The organism is Streptomyces sp. NPDC031121 (assembly GCF_055570615.1).
In genome coordinates this window covers 233502-250353 of the sequence record NZ_JBVIGV010000009.1, presented here as the reverse complement: position 1 = coordinate 250353, position 16852 = coordinate 233502, and the positions used below count along the sequence as shown (strand labels likewise).

The following is a 16852-nucleotide window of genomic DNA, read 5'->3' as shown; positions in this document are numbered from 1 at the left end:
GCTCAGGCGGGCCCCGGCCCCTCCGCCGCGGGCTCCCGGCGCACCGCCTGGGCTGCCGCCCGGAGCGAACGCAGCGCGAACAGCAGGACGCCGACGTCGTCGAGGTAGACCGGGTCGGGGAGCAGGTCCACCGGCGAGACCGTGTAGACCACGGCCACCCAGAACAGGGCCTTGTCGCGGAGCGGAACCCCCGCGTCGAGCAGCATCCGCCGCGCCCGCACCACCCGTACCAGCAGTACGGCGGCCGCGGCGGCCAGCACCAGGCCGGCCGCCGCCGCGGCCGTCAGCCAGAGCGTCGTCGAGTCCATGCACCCTCCCTGCCCGTTGCGTGCGCCGCCCGCCGGAGCCGCCGTGTCAGTCCTGTGCCCGCAGGCGGCGGCTTACCTCGCCGAGCCCGTCGGCGATCGCCTCCAGCTGCGCCGGGGTCAGGACGTCTATGAGGGCCTCGCGGACCGCCGACACGTGCCCGGGGGCGGCCTCCTCCAGGCGGGCCCGCCCGGCTTCGGTGAGGACGGCGAAGACCCCGCGGACGTCGGAGGGGCAGCTGCGGCGCTGCACCAGGCCGGCCTTCTCCATCTGCGTCACCTGGTAGGTCAGGCCGCTCTTCGAATTGATCAGGCCATTGGCGAGTTCCGTCATCCGGAGCTCGTTGCCGGGTGCGGCCGCGAGCCGCACGAGGATCTCGTACTGCGGGTGGGAGAGTCCGGAGTCGTCCTTGAGCTGCTGGTCCAGATGCCGGTTCACCAGGGCGGAAGCCGCCAGGAAGCCCCTCCAGGCGCGCATCTCCCGCTCGTCCAGCCATCGCGTTCCAGCCATGGCCCCAGGGTACACGGGTTGTTCCAATTTGAATCACTCGCTACTGTCGACCAGGATGGCGGTTCGAATTTGAACAACTCCCTCGCCGCCGAGGGCCGCCCGACCGGAAGGATCCCCATGACCAGCCCCTCCGTCGCCACGACGCAGTCGCAGGCCGCCGCACCGGCCGCCCCCCTCGCCCTGGCCGCGCCCGGACAGGACGCCGGCCTGCTCCTGCTCCGCCTCGTCCTCGGCCTGACGATGGCCGCCCACGGCAGCCAGAAGCTCTTCGGCTGGTTCGGGGGCGGCGGCATCAGCGGCACCGGCAAGTTCTTCACCTCCGTCGGCTACCCGGCGGGCGACGCGATGGCCGTCGTCGCCGGCCTCACCGAGACGCTCGGCGGCCTCGGCCTCGCCCTGGGCGTCCTCACCCCGCTCGCCGGCGCCGCCGTCACCGGCACCATGATCAACGCGATCGCCGTGCACGGCACAGAGTCCTTCTTCGCCACCAAGGGCGGCATGGAGTACGAACTCCTGCTCACCGCCGCCGCCGCGGCCCTCACCCTCACCGGCCCCGGCCGCCACGCCGTCGACCGCTTCGTGCCGTTCCTGCGCGCCCACCGGCTGACCCACGGCGCCGTCGCGCTCGCCATCGGCATCGCCGCCGCGGCCGTCACGCTCCTCGTCCGCGCCTGACGCACCGGCGCCCCGCCCGCCCGTCCGCCGCGGGCCGGCGGGGCGCCGCCCGCGACGTTTCCCCTGATTGGGGCAGCCGATCCGCGGGAAAAGCGCACGAATGACACAACCCATCGAAGACTACGCAATCATCGGCGACCTGATGACGAGCGCGCTCGTCGGCCGCGACGGGTCCATCGACTGGCTGTGCCTGCCCCGCTTCGACTCCGCCGCCTGTTTCGCCGCCCTCCTCGGCACCCGCGAGAACGGCCACTGGCGCCTCGCCCCCGCCGCGGCCGCCGAGGGCGAGCAGTGCACCCGCCGCGCCTACCTCGACGACACCCTGGTCCTGGAGACGTACTGGGACACCCCCGACGGCTCCGTCAAGGTCGTCGACTTCATGCCGCAGCGCGACACCGCCCCCGACGTCATGCGCATCGTCGAAGGCCTCTCCGGCAGCGTCACCGTGCGCAGCACCCTCCGCCTGCGCTTCGACTACGGGCACGTCGTCCCCTGGGTCCGCCGCATCGACAGCGAGCGCGTCGCCGTCGCCGGACCCGACTCCGCCTGGTTCCGAAGCGAACCGCCCGTGCCCACCTGGGGCGAGGCCAACAGCACCCGCTCCGAGTTCACCGTCTCCGCCGGCGAAAGCGTCGCGTTCGTCCTCACCTGGCACCCCTCGCACGAACCCCGGCCCCGCACCGTCGACCCCCGCACCGCCCTGCGGCACTGCATCGACGACTGGCGGGCCTGGACCGCGCAGTGCTGCTACGAGGGCCCGTACCGGGAGGCCGTCACCCGCTCCCTGATCACCCTCAAGGCACTCACCTACGCTCCCACCGGCGGCATCGCCGCCGCCGCGACCACCTCGCTCCCCGAGGAGATCGGCGGCGTCCGCAACTGGGACTACCGCTACTGCTGGCTCCGCGACTCCACCCTCACCCTGGGCTCCCTCATCGCCACCGGCTTCCTCGACGAGGCCCGCGCCTGGCGCGAATGGCTGCTCCGCGCCGTCGCCGGCGACCCCGCCGACCTCCAGATCATGTACGGCCTCGGCGGCGAGCGCCGCCTGCCCGAGACCGAGCTGCCCTGGCTGTCCGGCTATGAGCGCTCCGCGCCCGTCCGCATCGGCAACGCCGCCGTCGACCAGCTCCAGCTCGACGTGTACGGCGAGGTCCTCGACGCCCTCTACCTGGCGCGCACGGCCGGCCTGCCCGCCGAGCGCCAGGGCTGGCGCATCCAACTCGCCCTCCTCGACTTCCTGGAGCGCAACTGGCGCCGCCCCGACGAGGGCCTGTGGGAGGTCCGCGGGCCCCGCCGCCACTTCGTCCACTCCAAGGTGATGGCCTGGGTCGCCGCCGACCGCGCCGTGCGCACCCTGGAACGGGACCCGTCCGAGCTCGGTGACGTCGAGCGCTGGCGCGCCATGCGGGACGAGGTCCACCGCGACGTCTGCGAGAACGGCTACGACCCCGAACGCAACACCTTCACCCAGTTCTACGGCTCCCGCGAACTCGACGCCGCCACCCTCCTCATCCCCCGCGTCGGCTTCCTCCCGCCCGACGACCCGCGCGTGATCGGCACCGTCGACGCCGTCCGCGCCGAACTCGGCAGCAACGGCGGCCTCGTCCGCCGCTACAGCACCGAGGGCCCCTCCGTCGACGGACTCCCCGGGGGCGAAGGCGCCTTCCTCGCCTGCTCCTTCTGGCTGGCCGACGCCCTCCACCTCACCGGCCGCGACAAGGAGGCACGGGAGCTGTTCGAGCGGCTGCTCGCCGTCCGCAACGACGTCGGCCTCCTCGCCGAGGAGTACGACCCCGTCGCCGACCGCCAACTCGGCAACTTCCCCCAGGCCTTCAGCCACATCGCCCTCGTCGACACCATCCTCACCCTCGGTACCCCGGGCGGCCACCCCTTCGGCCCCCGCTGAGAGCGCCTCGGCCCGGCCCGGCCCGGCCCGCCCGCCCCGCCCAGCCCGGCAGGCTCACACCCGCCGCGGGACCGCCTCCCGCGACGCCAGCAGCAGCGCCACGTCGTCCGCCCTGTCGGCGACCCCGCGCGCCACGCCGATCAGCCGGTCCGCCGTCTCCGCCAGCGGCGACGGCCGGGCCGCGGCCAGCGCCGCCCGCAGCCGCTCCACCCCCACGTCGATGTCCGTGTCCGGCATCTCCACCAGCCCGTCCGTGTACATCGCCAGGACCGCCCCCGGCGCCAGCCGGAAGTCCGTCACCGGGTACACGGCCTCCGGATCGATCCCCAGCACCACCCCGCCCGGCAGGTCCAGCACCTCGGCCCGCCCGTCGGCGTGCCGCAGCAGCGGCTGCGGATGCCCCGCCCGCACCGCCTGCGCCCGCCCCGACACCGGGTCGAGGACCACGTAGCAGCAGCTCGCGAACTGCCCCGGGTCCAGGTCGATCAGCAGCCGGTTGGTGCCCGCGACCACCTGCTCGGGCGCGTTCCCGCTCAGCGCGAACGCCCTTACCGCGCTGCGCACCTGGCCCATCGTCGCCGCCGCCGCGACACCGTGGCCCTGCACGTCCCCGATGACCAGCGCCAGCAGGCCCCCGCCCGTCTCCACCACGTCGTACCAGTCGCCGCCCACGTCCATGCCCACCGTGCCGGGCAGGTACCGGCCCACCGTCGTGACATGCCGCCGCTCCGGCAGCCGGTGCGGCAGCAGGGCCGACTGCAGCCCCCGCGCCAGGGCCGCCTCCGAGTCGTAGCGCTGCGCCCGCTCCAGCGCCTGCGCGATCAGCCCCGCCAGCGCCGTCAGCACCGTCCGCTCCTCCGGGCTGAAGCCGCGGGGCGCGTCGAACCCGAGGATGCAGGAGCCCACCGGCCGGCCCGACGCGATCAGCGGCAGGAACGCCCGAGCCCCCACGTGCGCGTCCAGCGGGATCCCCGGGTACGCGGCCGCCAGGTGCTCCATCGACTCGAAGAAGATCGGCCGGCCCGACGTCAGGGTCTCCACGCCCGGCAGCCGCGCATCCAGCCCCACCCCGTCGAACCGGTCCAGGAACCCCTGCGGGAAACCCGTCTCCCACGCCAGGTACAGGTGGCGGTCGCTCAACAGGTAGATCGCCAGCTGGCGGCCCCCGAACGCCGGCAGAAGCTCCTGCGTCACCACCGCCGACACCTGCCGAGCCGTCACCGCCTCCGTCAGCGCGATCGCCAGCGCCACCGGCCGGTACAGGGCCGACGCCCGGTCCTCGGGCGCCCGCAGGTCCGCACCGCGCCGCGCCACCGCCTCCGGCGCGTACGCCGGCTGCTCGGTCCCGCCGATGACGACCGTCACCCCGTCCGGCCCCGGGTACAGGTCGACCGCCACCCACTCCCCGGGCGGCTGCCGGCCCCGCCGCGCGGGGAAGTGCACCGGGTCGCCCGCCATGAACACCGCCCGGAAGTGGTCCTCGTACGCCGGGTGCGCCAGCCAGGGCACCGCCTCCCACAGCAGCCGCCCCCGCAGCTCGGGACCGCCCGCGCCCAGCCGGCCCGCCGCCGCGTTCACGTACCGGATCCGCCCCCCGCGGTCCACGGACAGCACCGCCCGCGGAAACCGCTCCAACGCCTCCCGCGCACCCTGCGCCCGCCCCGGCGGCGGCACCAGCACCGGATCCCCCGACCACTCCACCACGGCCCCGTCCCCCGCCAGGGCCGCGAGCTCGGCGGCCAGCCGCGCCCCGACCGCCCCCAGCCGCTCCCGGTCTCCAGCCGGCACCGCCACACCCGGCGTGGCCGGCCGCAGCACGAACAGCACCCCGAACTGCTCTCCACCGGCGGAGACCGGCTCGTACAGCGACCCGAACGGGAACGGCAGCCCGGCCATCAGCTGCGGGAACCGCCGTGTCGCCGACTCCGCGTCCGGCAGGTACACGCCCGAACCCGTGCGGTGCGCCTCGGCGACCGGGAACGGCCGGTTCACCTGGATCCGCCACCACGGCCGGAACAACTGGCCCGGCACCCCGGTCAGCGCCGCCATCAGCAGCACATTGCCGGCTCCCGAGCGCAGGTACACCCCGCCCGCAAACCCGCCGACGGCCTCCACCGCCTCGCCGGCCGCCCGTACGAGCGCTCGGGCCAGGGCGTCGCGGCCCGGGCCGCTGTCCGGTCTCGCCGTCACACAGCCAGCATGCCCCCGCCCCGCCGCCACCGCGACCGCCGCCCGCCCGGCCCGGACGCCCGCCCGCCGGGTCCGGACGCCGCGCCGGCGGGGCGAACGACTCGCCCGTCCGGGGGGGACGGGCTCGCGCCCCCGCCGCCGCCCGCCCGGACGCGGGGCACGATACGCAGGCGTCCACCCCGCCCGCCCCCGGAAGGCAAGGCAGAGCATGCGGTTCCCGTACGACACCCTCGGCGAAGGGTTCCCGGAGTCGGCGACCACGGCGGCCTACTCCGCCGCCGACACCCACACCCTCCTGGAGGCGCTCGACGCGCTCGGCGGCGTCCACGGCCTCGACACCCTCGACCTGGCCTGCGGACACGGCCACAACACCCGGCTCCTCGCCCGCGGCGGAGCCCGCCGCGCCGTAGGCGTCGACACCTCCGAGGCGCTGGTCCGCAAGGCCCGCGCCCACGCCCGCCACATCCCCGGAGCCGTCGCCTACGTCGTCGCCGACACCGCCGAGCTCCCCAGGATGGGGCCCTTCGACCTCGTCACCGCCGCCTACCTGTTCAACGAGGCACCCGACCGGACCGCCCTCCACGGCATGTTCCGCTCCATCCGGGCCAACCTGCGCGACGGCGGCCGGCTCCTCGCCACCGTTCCCAACGCCGGGGCCTACCCCCACGTCGACTGGTCGCCGTACGGAGTCCGCATCGTCGAGCGCATCCCCGCCGGCGACGCGCCCCTGCTCAAGGCGCAGCTCGCCGACGACCCCTCCGTCGCGTTCGAGTTCCGCGAGTGGGCGCACTCCGACTTCGCGGAAGCCGCCGTCGAGGCCGGGTTCAGCACCGTCGCCTGGCAGCCCAACCGCACCCCGCCCGCCGACGCCGCACGCGACGAGGCCTACTGGAACGCGTACCGCGCCTGGCCCGTCAGCTCCCTCATGACCTGCACGGCCTGAGCCCGCCCGGCCCTCACTCCGCGGCGGCCGTCCGGACCAGCTCCACGATCCGGTCGCGGGCCGCCCGCCCCTCCGGCACCGGCAGCAGCGGATAGGCGTGCAGCAGCCCCGCCTCCTCGTGCAGCTCCACCTCGGAACCCGCCTCCCGCGCCCGCCGCACCAGCTCCCGGCTGTCCGTCGCCAGCACGTCCCGGGTCCCCGTGAACACCGTCATCGGCGCCAACCCCTCCAGCGACCCCCGCAGGGGGCTCACCCGCGGATCCTCCGCCGGCAGGGTCCCCGCGTACAGCCGCCCCGCCTCCCGCAGCCCCGACCGCGCCTGCACCGGATCCACGGCCTCCAACGCCGCCTGGTCCGGATGGCTCACCGTCAGGTCCAGCCAGGGCGATATCAGCACGATCCGGGACGGCTGCGCCCCCGTACGGTCCCGCAGCCGCTGCGCCGCGGCCAGCGCCAGCCCGGCGCCCGCCGCGTCCCCGACCAGCACCGTCCCGCCCTCCCCGCCGCCCTCGATCAGGCCGCTGAGCAGGTCCGCGGCGATCGGCACCGTACGGTCCGCCGTGCCCCGCGGGGCCAGCGTGTACGCCGGCACCACCACCCGGGCCCGCGCCTGCGTCACCAGCGTCCGCACCATCGCCCAGTGCGGCCGCACCAGCTCGTGGACGTAACCGCCCCCGTGCACGTACAGCACCCGGGCCGCCGGCTCGACACCCCGCGGGCAAGCGTCGTACACGGGCCACGCCCCGACGAACGTCCGCGATATCTCCGCGACCCGCCCCAGCGACCGGGGCGGCAGGTGCGATGCCGGCCGGCGCGCCGCCTCCGCGACCAGCGCCCGCACCGCCTCCGCACTCGCGAGCCGCCTCCGCCGGCCCGCCGCGACCAGCGCGACCGACAGCGCCCTGCTGCGCAGACTCGGCACGCCCGACACCTCCCCTTGCCCGACCCCCGCGGGCGGCCCATGCGCAGGCCACCCGCCCTTCACGGGAGGAGCATAGGCGTGAAGCTGCGCTGTCGACCCGCTTAAGAAATCCTCGATGGACTGATCACCGCGCAGGTCGGCAGATTGGACCCGTCGATACGCCGCACCAGCCCCACAGGCCGCGGCACCCCCTGCACATGCCTGGAGCCACCCCATGAAGGCACTCGTCAAGCACAAAGCCGAACCCGGGCTCTGGCTGATGGACGTCCCGGAACCGGAGTACGGCGCCGGGGACGTGCTGATCAAGGTGCTGCGCACCGGCATCTGCGGCACCGACCTGCACATCCGCTCCTGGGACGGCTGGGCGCAGGGCGCCGTCAAGACGCCCCTCGTCCTCGGGCACGAGTTCGTCGGCGAGGTCGCCGCGGTCGGCGCCGACGTCCGCGACATCGAGGTCGGCGCGCTCGTCAGCGGCGAGGGCCACCTGGTGTGCGGCAAGTGCCGCAACTGCCTGGCCGGCCGCCGCCACCTGTGCCGCAGCACGGTCGGCCTCGGGGTGGGCCGCGACGGCGCGTTCGCCGAGTACGTCGTCCTGCCCGCGCAGAACGTGTGGGTGCACCGCACCGCCGTCGACCTCGACGTCGCCGCGATCTTCGACCCGTTCGGCAACGCCGTCCACACCGCCCTGTCCTTCCCGCTCGTCGGCGAGGACGTCCTGATCACCGGGGCCGGCCCGATCGGCATCATGGCCGCCGCGGTCGCCCGCCACGCCGGCGCCCGCAACGTCGTCATCACCGACGTCAGCCCCGAGCGCCTGGAGATCGCCCGCAAGGCCGGAGCCAACCTCGCCCTCGACGTCTCGGACGCGACCATCGCCGACGCACAGGAGCGGCTCGGCCTGCGCGAGGGCTTCGACGTCGGCCTGGAGATGTCCGGCCGCCCCGAGGCGATGCGCGACATGATCGCCAACATGACGCACGGCGGGAAGATCGCCATGCTCGGCCTGCCCGCCCAGGAGTTCCCCGTCGACTGGGCGAAGGTCGTCACCTCGATGATCACCATCAAGGGCATCTACGGCCGCGAGATGTTCGAGACCTGGTACGCGATGACCGTCCTGCTGGAAGGCGGCCTCGACCTCAGCCCCGTCATCACCGGCCGCTACTCGCACCGCGACTTCGAGGCCGCCTTCGACGAGGCCGCCACCGCCCGCAGCGGCAAGATCATCCTGGACTGGACCGCGTAACCGCGGCCGCCCCGCACGCCACCTCCCCCCGGCCGGGTCCCGCAGAACCCTCCCCCCTCCGCGGGGCCCGGCCCCCTCCGTCTCCCTCAGCCTCCCTCCGTCCCCTTCCGCCGCACGGAGGAGAAAGCGAGCACCGCACCATGTTCGAGAACGTCCGCGAAGACCTTCGCGCCACCCTCGACGAGATCCGCTCCGCCGGTCTGCACAAGCCCGAGCGGGTCATCGGCACCCCGCAGAACGCGGCCGTCGCCGTGACCGCCGGCGGCACCCCCGGTGAGGTCCTCAACTTCTGCGCCAACAACTACCTCGGCCTCGCCGACCACCCCGAGGTCGTCGCCGCCGCCAAGGAGGCCCTCGACCGCTGGGGCTACGGCATGGCCTCCGTCCGTTTCATCTGCGGCACCCAGGAGGTCCACAAGGAGCTGGAGGCGCGCCTGTCCTCCTTCCTCGGCCAGGAGGACACGATCCTCTACTCCTCCTGCTTCGACGCCAACGGCGGCGTCTTCGAAACCCTCCTCGGCCCCGAGGACGCCGTCATCTCCGACGCCCTCAACCACGCCTCCATCATCGACGGCATCCGCCTCTCCAAGGCCCGCCGCTTCCGCTACGCCAACCGCGACATGGCCGAGCTGGAAGCCCGCCTGAAGGAGGCCGCGGAGGGCGGCGCCCGCCGCAAGCTCATCGTCACCGACGGCGTCTTCTCCATGGACGGCTACGTCGCCCCCCTGACCGACATCTGCGACCTCGCCGACCGCTACGACGCCATGGTCATGGTCGACGACTCCCACGCCGTCGGCTTCGTCGGCCCCGGCGGCCGCGGCACCCCCGAGCTGCACGGCGTCATGGACCGCGTCGACATCATCACCGGCACCCTCGGCAAGGCCCTCGGCGGCGCCTCCGGCGGCTACGTCGCCGCCCGCACCGAGATCGTCGAGCTGCTCCGCCAGCGCTCCCGCCCCTACCTCTTCTCCAACTCCCTCGCCCCCGTCATCGCCGCCGCCTCCCTCAAGGTCCTCGACCTGCTGGAGTCCGCCGGGGACCTCCGCGAGCGCCTCGCCGCCAACACCGCGCTCTTCCGCACCAAGATGACCGAGGCCGGCTTCGAGATCCTCCCCGGCGACCACGCCATCGCCCCCGTCATGATCGGCGACGCCGCCGAGGCGGGCCGCATGGCCGAGCTCCTCCTGGAACGCGGCGTGTACGTGATCGGCTTCTCCTACCCCGTCGTCCCCATGGGCCAGGCACGCATCCGCGTCCAGCTGTCCGCCGCCCACTCCACCGCCGACGTCGAGCGGGCCGTCGCCGCGTTCACCGAGGCCCGCGCGGCCCTCGCCGCCGCCCGGGGCTGACATCATGGAGGGGTGATCGACCCCCGCCGGCTGCGCATCCTGCGGGCCGTGGCGGACCACCGTACGGTGACCGCCGCGGCCGCAGCCCTGTACCTCACCCCCTCCGCCGTATCCCAGCAGCTCGCGGCGCTCGAACAGGAAACCGGGCACGCCCTGCTGACCCGCAGCGGACGCGGCGTACGGCTCACCGCCGCCGGCGAGATCCTCCTCGCCCACACCCACGAGGTCCTCGCCCAGCTCGAACGGGCCGAGGCCGAACTCGCCGCCTACGCCGGCGGCACCGCCGGCGAGGTCACCGTCGCCGCCTTCGCCACCGGCATAGCCGAAGTCCTCGCCCCCGCCATCGCCCGCCTCGCCCGCGACCACCCCGGCATCCGCCTCCGCGTCCGAGACGCCGAAGGCGACGAAAGCCTCCCCCTCGTCCTCGACGGCGAGGCCGACATCGCCCTCGCCGTCGAATACCGCGGCGCGCCCGGCGCCGACGACGGCCGCCTGTCCGTCGTCCCCCTCTACGCCGAACCCTTCGACGCGGTCCTCCCCGCCGGCCACGCCCTCGCCGACCTCCCCGAGGTCCGCCTGGCCGACCTCTCCGACTCCGACTGGGTCGGCCAGTACCCCGGCAACCCGTGCCACGACGTGACCCTCCTGGCCTGCGAACTCGCCGGCTTCCAGCCGCGCTTCCGCCACTCCTCGGACGACTTCCGCGCCGTGACGGCCCTCGTCGGCGCGGGAGCCGGAGTCGCCCTTGTCCCCCGCTCGGCCCTGCGGGGCATGGACCTCAAGGAGGTCCAGGTCCGCCCGGTATCCGGTCTCCCGGCCACCCGCCGCGTCTTCGCCGCAACCCGCAGGGGCGCCGAAACCCACCCCCTGCTGGCCCCGATCCTGACGGCCCTGACGACGGAGGCATCGCGGCTGGACACGCGGGAGTGAGGGGCGGCCCGGCGGGGGCGGGGGAGCTGCGGGGGGCGGAGGCGGAGCCGGAGGAGGCGGCGGGATGTGGTGTAACGGGAGCGGCGGGAGCGGCGGGAGCGGCGGGAGCGGCGGGGGCGGGATGGGCGGAGGCGGCGGGAGCCGGTTGGGCGGGAGCGGCGTGCTCGGGTCGGTCGGTGGCGGCGGGCGGGGCCGGTGGGAGCCGCGCGGGCGGGTCGGCCGAAAGCGGCGGGAGCCAGGTTTGGCGGCAGTTGCGCGCTCGTGTCGGCCGGAGGCGGCGGGAGCCGGTTGGGTGGGAGCGGCGCGACGGGGTCGGAGGGCGACGGCGGCGGCGGGGTTTTGGCGGGAGCCGGCCGGTCGGGGCCTGTGCGTGCCGGGGGTGTCCCGGCAGCCCATTGTCCTTCCGGGTCGGGCCGTCCTGTAAAGGGCGCGCCCGTTGGGCGCGTCGCTGCGCGATGGCCCTTGCGGGCCACCCTTGACAGGCCGTCCCGCCCCGGAATGCCAACAAGCTGCCGGGAAGCCCCCAGGGGAACGGCCTGGAGGGACCACGAGGCATGAGGGGCCATCAGAGCCCGTGCTCTCCCGCCCCGGCAGCCCCTTTCGCCCCACCGGCATCAGCCGTGCCCGCTCGGCGCCGGGGTCGGGCCACTTCCCGCCCCAAGGCCTGTTCGAGGCCTCGCCCGGCGGCCGGGCAGCCGTGACCGTACGAAACGACGCCCAGATCATCATCCGGCGACAGAAGCGCACCAGATCGCTACGTGCTCCCCTCGTCTCGGCGGCCGTCGGCCGTCCGTGGCCGCGAACCGCCCCACATCACGTCACGCCCCTGTTTGTCCGGCGGCTGTCGGCCGCCGGGGCCGCGAAGCGCCCCACCCCGCTCCCTGTTCCTCACGTCTCGGCGGCTGAAGGCCGTCCGTGGCGGTAATGCGCCGTAGATCGCACCACGCCCCTGTTTGCTCGGCGGCTGGCGGCTGGCGGCTTTCAGCTGTCGCGGGCGGCGAAGCGCCCCGCCCCGCTCCGTGTTCCTCACATCTCGACGACAGACGGCAGGCAGGCGGGATCCGTCCTCCTTGTACCGGCGGTTCGGCAGTCAGCCGCCGGTAAACGGCGCCCATGTAGCGATCTGGGGCGCTTGCCGGCCCCGGACGGCGGCCAGCCGCCGGAGGAGGTGAGGTGCGTGGCGATCTGGTGCGCTTCTGTCGCCGGATGATGATCTGGGCGTCGTTTCGTGCGGTCACGGCTGCCCGGCCGCCGGGCGAGGCCTCGAACAGGCCTTGGGGCGGGAGGTGGCCCGGCCCCGGCGCCGAGCGGGGACGGCTGATGCCGGTGGGGCGAAAGGGGCTGCCGGGGCGGGGGAGCAGGGTCGCTGATCCGCCCGGAAGGTCGAGGTTCCTCCAGGCCGTTTCCTCCCCCTGGGGGCTTCCCGGCAGCTTGTTGTCTTTCCGGTGTGGGACGTCCTGTCAAGGGTGGCCCGCAAGGGCCATCGCGCAGCGACGCGCCCAACGGGCGCGCCCTTTACAGGGCGGCCCGCGCCGGAACGACAATGGGCTGACGGGACGCCCCCAGCACGATTCCGACCCCGAGTCGTCGGCTCCCGCCCTTCCGCCGCCCGGGCCGTCGCCTTCCGCCGCCGCGTCCGTGGTTCCCGCCAAGCCCCGCCCCCGCCGTCGTCTTCCGCCGCCGCGTCCGCGACTCCTGCCAAGCCCCGCCCCCGGCGTCGCCCCTCCGACCCCTGCCCTGCCTCCGCCCCACCCCCTCACACCCGCCGGACCGCCACTCCCGCCGCCTCGAATCGGCTTGCCACCTCGTCGGGCAGAGCCGTGTCCGTGACCAGGGTGTCCACCGTGGACGTCGGGCAGATGCGGGCGAAGGCGCGGACTCCCAGCTTGCTGGAGTCGGCCGCGACGACCACGCGGCGGGCGCGGTCGCACAGCAGGCGGTTCATCGCGGCCTCGTCCTCGTGGCGGGTTGCCGCACCGTCGGCGGGGTCGAAGGCGTCCACGCCGACGATCGCCGTGTCCACGGAGAGTTGGCCGAGGACCTGCTGCGCCAGCGGGCCCGTCAGCTCGTACGACTGGGCGCGGGCGACCCCGCCCGTCAGGACGATCTTGAACTGTGGGCGGATGACCAGCTCGCCCGCGATGTTGAGGGCGTTCGTCACCACCGTCAGGGCGGGCGTGCCGGCGTCCTGGGCGCCGGCGCGGGCGAGGTCCGGGCGGGCGGCCAGGGCGCGGGCCACTTCCGTGGTGGTCGTGCCGCCCGTCAGGCCGATCACCTCGCCCGGGGTGATCAGGGCCGCGACCGCCTCGCTGATGCGGCGCTTCTCCGCGGCCCGGCGGGACGTGCGGTAGCGCAGCGGAAGTTCGTACGACACCCCGTGCACGACCGCGCCGCCCCGGGTGCGGACCAGGAGCTGCTGTTCGGCCAGGAGATCGAGGTCGCGGCGGACGGTCGCGGCGGACACGCCGAGCGTCTCCGCCGCGGGCTCGACCTCGATCTCTCCGCGCTCGACCAGCAGGTCCAGCAGCGTTTGCCAGCGCTCCTTGCGGGTCATGGATCCCACGCGTTCGCCCCCTAGGTGTTCCCGTGTGCCCGGCACTCCGGCCGGCGGCGCCTGCGCCGTGGCTCGTGCGCCGACATTAGCCCAGGCGCCGCGGGCACCGAGATGCTTGAAGTTGCGTGAAAGCGCCCGATACCTTGCAGGAAAGCGCATCGCCGCGCCGACATCCAGCGCCACGCCCACCCGACCCGCATCAGTCCGGCCAGGGAGCCGCCATGAGCCAGAGCCACGTCGCGTACGAACTGGGCACGCAGCCCGAGTGCTGGGAGCGGGCCGCCGAACTGGCGCCCAGGCAGCGGGCGGTGCTGCCGCAGCCGGGGGAGCGGGTGGCGATCGTGGGGTGCGGGACCTCGTACTACATGGCGCAGGCCGCGGCCGCGTTGCGGGAGGAGGCCGGGCAGGGCGAGACGGACGCGTTCCCCGCGTCCGAGTTCCCCCTGCACCGCCGCTACGACAGGGTGGTGGCGGTGACGCGGTCGGGCACGACCACGGAGGTCCTGGAGCTGCTGGCGGGGCTGCGCGATGCGGGAGTGGCGACGACCGCGGTGGTCGGGGACCCCGCGACGCCCGTGATGGCGCTCGCCGGCGACCTCGTCGTCCTGGACTTCGCCGACGAGCGGTCCGTCGTCCAGACCCGGTTCGCGACGACCGCCCTGACGCTGCTGCGCGCCCACGTCGGCCGGCACACCGCCGCCGCGGTCGCTGACGCGCGGACGGCGCTCGCCGAGGAGCTGCCCGAGCGGATCGCCCTGCACCGGCAGTTCACGTTCCTCGGGCGCGGCTGGAGCGTGGGCCTGGCGCACGAGGCGGCGCTGAAGATGCGCGAGGCGTCGCTGTCGTGGGCGGAGTCGTACCCGGCCATGGAGTACCGGCACGGCCCGATCAGCATCACCGGCCCCGGAACGGTCACCTGGTCGCTCGGCGGTGCGCCGGACGGGCTGGCCGGGCAGGTGGAGGCGGCCGGGGGCCGGTGGGTGGAGGGTGGGCTGGACCCGCTCGCCGAGCTGGTCCGCGTCCACCGGCTCGCGGTGGCGGTGGCCGCCGAACGGGGGCTGCATCCGGACCGGCCGCGGAACCTGACGCGCTCGGTGATCCTCGCGGCGGGCGAGGAGGCGGTCCGATGAGCCTCGTCCCGGCAGGTGCGCTGGTCGCGGAGGCGGCGGCCGCGGGCCGGGCCGTCGCGGCGTTCAACATCATCACCCTGGAGCACGCCGAGGCCGTCGTCGCGGGCGCGGAGCAGGCGGGCCTGCCGGTGATCCTCCAGCTCAGCGAGAACGCGGTGAAGTTCCGCGGCGGGGCGCTGCTGCCCATCTCGCGGGCCGCCGCGGCCTGTGCGGAGGCGGCCGGGATCCCGGTGGGGCTGCACCTCGACCACGTGCAGAGCGCCGACCTGCTGCGGCGGGCGGCGGACGCCGGCTTCGGATCGGTGATGTTCGACGCGGCCCGGCTGCCGTACGCGGAGAACCTGGAGGCGACGCGCGCGGCGGCCGAATGGGCGCACGCCAACGGGCTGTGGATCGAGGCGGAGCTGGGCGAGGTCGGCGGCAAGGACGGCGCGGCCCCGCCCGACCCGCACGCCCCGGGGGCGCGTACGGATCCGGAGGAGGCCCGGCGGTTCGTCGCCGACTCGGGGGTGGACGCCCTGGCCGTGGCGGTCGGCACGAGCCACGCCATGACGAGCCGCACCGCGTCGCTGGACCGCGCGCTGCTGGGGAGGCTGGCGAAGGCCGTGGACGTGCCGCTGGTGCTGCACGGCTCCTCGGGGCTGCCGGACGCGGAGCTTGCGGCCGCGGTCGCGGGCGGCATCCGGAAGGTCAACATCGGTACGGCGCTGAACGTGGCCATGACCGGCGCCATCCGTGCGCACCTGACCCCCGCGGACCCGCGCCCGTACCTGGCGGCCGCCCGGACGGCGATGGCGGCGACGGCCGTGGCCCTGCTGGGGGCGCTGGCGCGCTGAGCGCGCCGCAGCACCGGGCCGTGCGGGCGGGGTGTCCGCACGGTCGCCCTTCCGGATTGGTGGAACGCGTTCTACCCTGCCCCCCACTCGCAAGCCCCCGAACGCGACCGCGCCCGCGCCACCACACACCCGGAGGGCCCGTGCACCTCGAATACACGCCCGAGCAGCAGCGGTTGCGCGCCGAGCTGCGCGCCTACTTCGCCGCGCTGGTGCCGCCGGAGGAACGCGCCCGCCACCGGGACCCGGCCGCCCAGAAGCGCTTCTACCGGAAGACGATCCGCCGGCTGGGCGCCGACGGATGGCTCGGGGTCGGCTGGCCCGTCGAGTACGGCGGGCGGGGCATGTCCGCGGTGGAGCAGTTCATCTTCTTCGACGAGGCCGCGCAGGCCGTCGTGCCGCTTCCGCTCATGGCGCTCAACACCGTCGGTCCGACCCTCATGCGGTTCGGCACCGACGAGCAGAAGGCCTACTTCCTGCCACGGATCCTCTCCGGCGAGATCGACTTCGCCATCGGCTACAGCGAGCCGGACGCCGGCACCGACCTGGCCGCCCTGAAGTGCCGGGCGGTCCGCGAGGGGGACGAGGAGACCGGCACGTACGTCGTCAACGGGCAGAAGATCTGGACCACCAACGGCGACACCGCCGACTGGGTCTGGCTCGCGGTGCGCACCGACCCCGCGGCCCCGCCGCACAAGGGCATCACCCTGCTGCTGGTCCCCACCACCGACCCCGGCTACTCCTGCACCCTCATCAACACCCTCGCCTCGCACGACACGACGGCCGGCTACTACGAGGACGTACGCGTCCCCGCGAGCCGCCGCGTCGGCCGGGAGAACGAGGGCTGGCGGCTGATCACCAACCAGCTCAACCACGAGCGCGTCACCCTGGCCGCCCACGGCACCATGGCCATCCGGGCCCTGCACGACGTCCAGCGGTGGGCGGCCGGCACGAAGCTCGCGGACGGCCGCCGCGTCATCGACCTGCCCTGGGTCCGCAGCAGGCTCGCCCGCACCCATGTCCGGCTGGACGCGATGAAGCTGATGAACTGGCAGATGGTCGGCGCCGTCCAGGACGGCACGCTCACCCCGCAGGACGCCTCCGCCGTCAAGGTGTACGGCTCGGAGGCGCGCCGGGACGCGTACGCCTGGCTGATGGAGGTGGTCGCCGCGGCGGGCCCGCTGAAGGACGGCTCGGCGGGCGCGGTCCTGCACGGCGAACTGGAGCGCGGCTACCGCAGCGCCGTCGTCTTCACCTTCGGCGGCGGCAACAACGAGATCCAGCGCGAGATCATCGCCTGGATCGGCCTGGGCATGCCCCGGGTCCGCCGCTGAGGCCCCACCCGGAGGTCCGCCCGC

At 74.7% G+C, this 16852-nt stretch carries 14 protein-coding genes; 9 read left to right on the top strand and 5 right to left on the bottom strand.

The window, feature by feature from the left end:
* Positions 1 to 2 precede the first annotated feature (2 nt).
* The gene (locus ACZ462_RS18920; RefSeq protein WP_467804301.1) at positions 3 to 308 is read right to left on the bottom strand and encodes a YkvA family protein; all 306 of its coding nucleotides are present in this window, start codon (positions 306 to 308) and stop codon (positions 3 to 5) included.
* A 46-nt stretch (positions 309 to 354) separates the two neighbouring features.
* Entirely contained in the window at positions 355 to 816 is a 462-nt protein-coding gene (locus ACZ462_RS18915; protein ID WP_467804302.1) for a MarR family winged helix-turn-helix transcriptional regulator, read from the bottom strand.
* A 117-nt stretch (positions 817 to 933) separates the two neighbouring features.
* On the opposite strand from ACZ462_RS18915, the gene ACZ462_RS18910 reads away from it, so the two are divergent.
* Positions 934 to 1491 (top strand): DoxX family protein, encoded by a 558-nt coding sequence (locus ACZ462_RS18910; RefSeq protein WP_467804303.1) that lies wholly within the window; start codon positions 934 to 936, stop codon positions 1489 to 1491.
* A 100-nt stretch (positions 1492 to 1591) separates the two neighbouring features.
* Positions 1592 to 3400: a glycoside hydrolase family 15 protein gene (locus tag ACZ462_RS18905; protein ID WP_467804304.1), complete on the top strand. Its 1809-nt coding sequence runs from the start codon at positions 1592 to 1594 to the stop codon at positions 3398 to 3400.
* Between the two features lie 54 nt (positions 3401 to 3454).
* Here the strand turns inward: ACZ462_RS18905 and ACZ462_RS18900 are convergent, their stop codons facing one another.
* Entirely contained in the window at positions 3455 to 5590 is a 2136-nt protein-coding gene (locus ACZ462_RS18900) for a SpoIIE family protein phosphatase (RefSeq protein ID WP_467804305.1), read from the bottom strand.
* A gap of 208 nt (positions 5591 to 5798) precedes the next feature.
* Between ACZ462_RS18900 and ACZ462_RS18895 the strand changes: the two genes are divergently transcribed.
* The gene (locus ACZ462_RS18895) at positions 5799 to 6533 is read left to right on the top strand and encodes a class I SAM-dependent methyltransferase (RefSeq protein WP_467804306.1); all 735 of its coding nucleotides are present in this window, start codon (positions 5799 to 5801) and stop codon (positions 6531 to 6533) included.
* Between the two features lie 13 nt (positions 6534 to 6546).
* Here ACZ462_RS18895 and ACZ462_RS18890 read toward each other — a convergent pair whose 3' ends face one another.
* A complete protein-coding gene (locus ACZ462_RS18890) occupies positions 6547 to 7455 on the bottom strand; it encodes an alpha/beta hydrolase fold domain-containing protein (protein WP_467804307.1) in 909 nt (302 codons plus the stop codon).
* Between the two features lie 214 nt (positions 7456 to 7669).
* On the opposite strand from ACZ462_RS18890, the gene tdh reads away from it, so the two are divergent.
* The 3 genes from tdh to ACZ462_RS18875 all read left to right on the top strand — a co-directional run bounded on the left by tdh (position 7670) and on the right by ACZ462_RS18875 (position 10977).
* A complete protein-coding gene (gene tdh, locus ACZ462_RS18885) occupies positions 7670 to 8698 on the top strand; it encodes an L-threonine 3-dehydrogenase (RefSeq protein ID WP_467804308.1) in 1029 nt (342 codons plus the stop codon).
* 140 nt (positions 8699 to 8838) lie between these two features.
* A complete protein-coding gene (locus ACZ462_RS18880) occupies positions 8839 to 10047 on the top strand; it encodes a glycine C-acetyltransferase (protein ID WP_467804309.1) in 1209 nt (402 codons plus the stop codon).
* A 12-nt stretch (positions 10048 to 10059) separates the two neighbouring features.
* Entirely contained in the window at positions 10060 to 10977 is a 918-nt protein-coding gene (locus ACZ462_RS18875; RefSeq protein WP_467804310.1) for a LysR family transcriptional regulator, read from the top strand.
* Between the two features lie 1756 nt (positions 10978 to 12733).
* On the opposite strand, the gene ACZ462_RS18870 is transcribed toward ACZ462_RS18875, so the two are convergent.
* Entirely contained in the window at positions 12734 to 13531 is a 798-nt protein-coding gene (locus tag ACZ462_RS18870) for a DeoR/GlpR family DNA-binding transcription regulator (RefSeq protein WP_467804403.1), read from the bottom strand.
* A gap of 221 nt (positions 13532 to 13752) precedes the next feature.
* Here ACZ462_RS18870 and ACZ462_RS18865 point away from each other — a divergent pair, with 221 nt between their 5' ends.
* The 3 genes from ACZ462_RS18865 (at position 13753) to ACZ462_RS18855 (ending at position 16828) form a co-directional block, all read left to right on the top strand.
* Positions 13753 to 14661, top strand: a complete 909-nt coding sequence (locus ACZ462_RS18865; RefSeq protein ID WP_467804311.1) for an SIS domain-containing protein — start codon at positions 13753 to 13755, stop codon at positions 14659 to 14661.
* Positions 14658 to 15497 (top strand): class II fructose-bisphosphate aldolase, encoded by an 840-nt coding sequence (locus ACZ462_RS18860; RefSeq protein WP_467804312.1) that lies wholly within the window; start codon positions 14658 to 14660, stop codon positions 15495 to 15497. Before ACZ462_RS18865 ends, ACZ462_RS18860 begins: the two co-directional genes overlap by 4 nt.
* A 140-nt stretch (positions 15498 to 15637) precedes the next feature.
* The gene (locus ACZ462_RS18855; RefSeq protein ID WP_467804314.1) at positions 15638 to 16828 is read left to right on the top strand and encodes an acyl-CoA dehydrogenase family protein; all 1191 of its coding nucleotides are present in this window, start codon (positions 15638 to 15640) and stop codon (positions 16826 to 16828) included.
* Positions 16829 to 16852: the final 24 nt, after the last annotated feature.

Coding starts and splice junctions, on each gene's coding strand:
- tdh (WP_467804308.1), top strand. CDS start 7,670: ATGAAGGCACTCGTCAAGCACAAAGCCGAACCCGGGCTCTGGCTGATG.
- ACZ462_RS18870 (WP_467804403.1), bottom strand. CDS start 13,531: ATGACCCGCAAGGAGCGCTGGCAAACGCTGCTGGACCTGCTGGTCGAG.
- ACZ462_RS18905 (WP_467804304.1), top strand. CDS start 1,592: ATGACACAACCCATCGAAGACTACGCAATCATCGGCGACCTGATGACG.
- ACZ462_RS18910 (WP_467804303.1), top strand. CDS start 934: ATGACCAGCCCCTCCGTCGCCACGACGCAGTCGCAGGCCGCCGCACCG.
- ACZ462_RS18915 (WP_467804302.1), bottom strand. CDS start 816: ATGGCTGGAACGCGATGGCTGGACGAGCGGGAGATGCGCGCCTGGAGG.
- ACZ462_RS18880 (WP_467804309.1), top strand. CDS start 8,839: ATGTTCGAGAACGTCCGCGAAGACCTTCGCGCCACCCTCGACGAGATC.
- ACZ462_RS18895 (WP_467804306.1), top strand. CDS start 5,799: ATGCGGTTCCCGTACGACACCCTCGGCGAAGGGTTCCCGGAGTCGGCG.
- ACZ462_RS18920 (WP_467804301.1), bottom strand. CDS start 308: ATGGACTCGACGACGCTCTGGCTGACGGCCGCGGCGGCGGCCGGCCTG.
- ACZ462_RS18865 (WP_467804311.1), top strand. CDS start 13,753: ATGAGCCAGAGCCACGTCGCGTACGAACTGGGCACGCAGCCCGAGTGC.
- ACZ462_RS18860 (WP_467804312.1), top strand. CDS start 14,658: ATGAGCCTCGTCCCGGCAGGTGCGCTGGTCGCGGAGGCGGCGGCCGCG.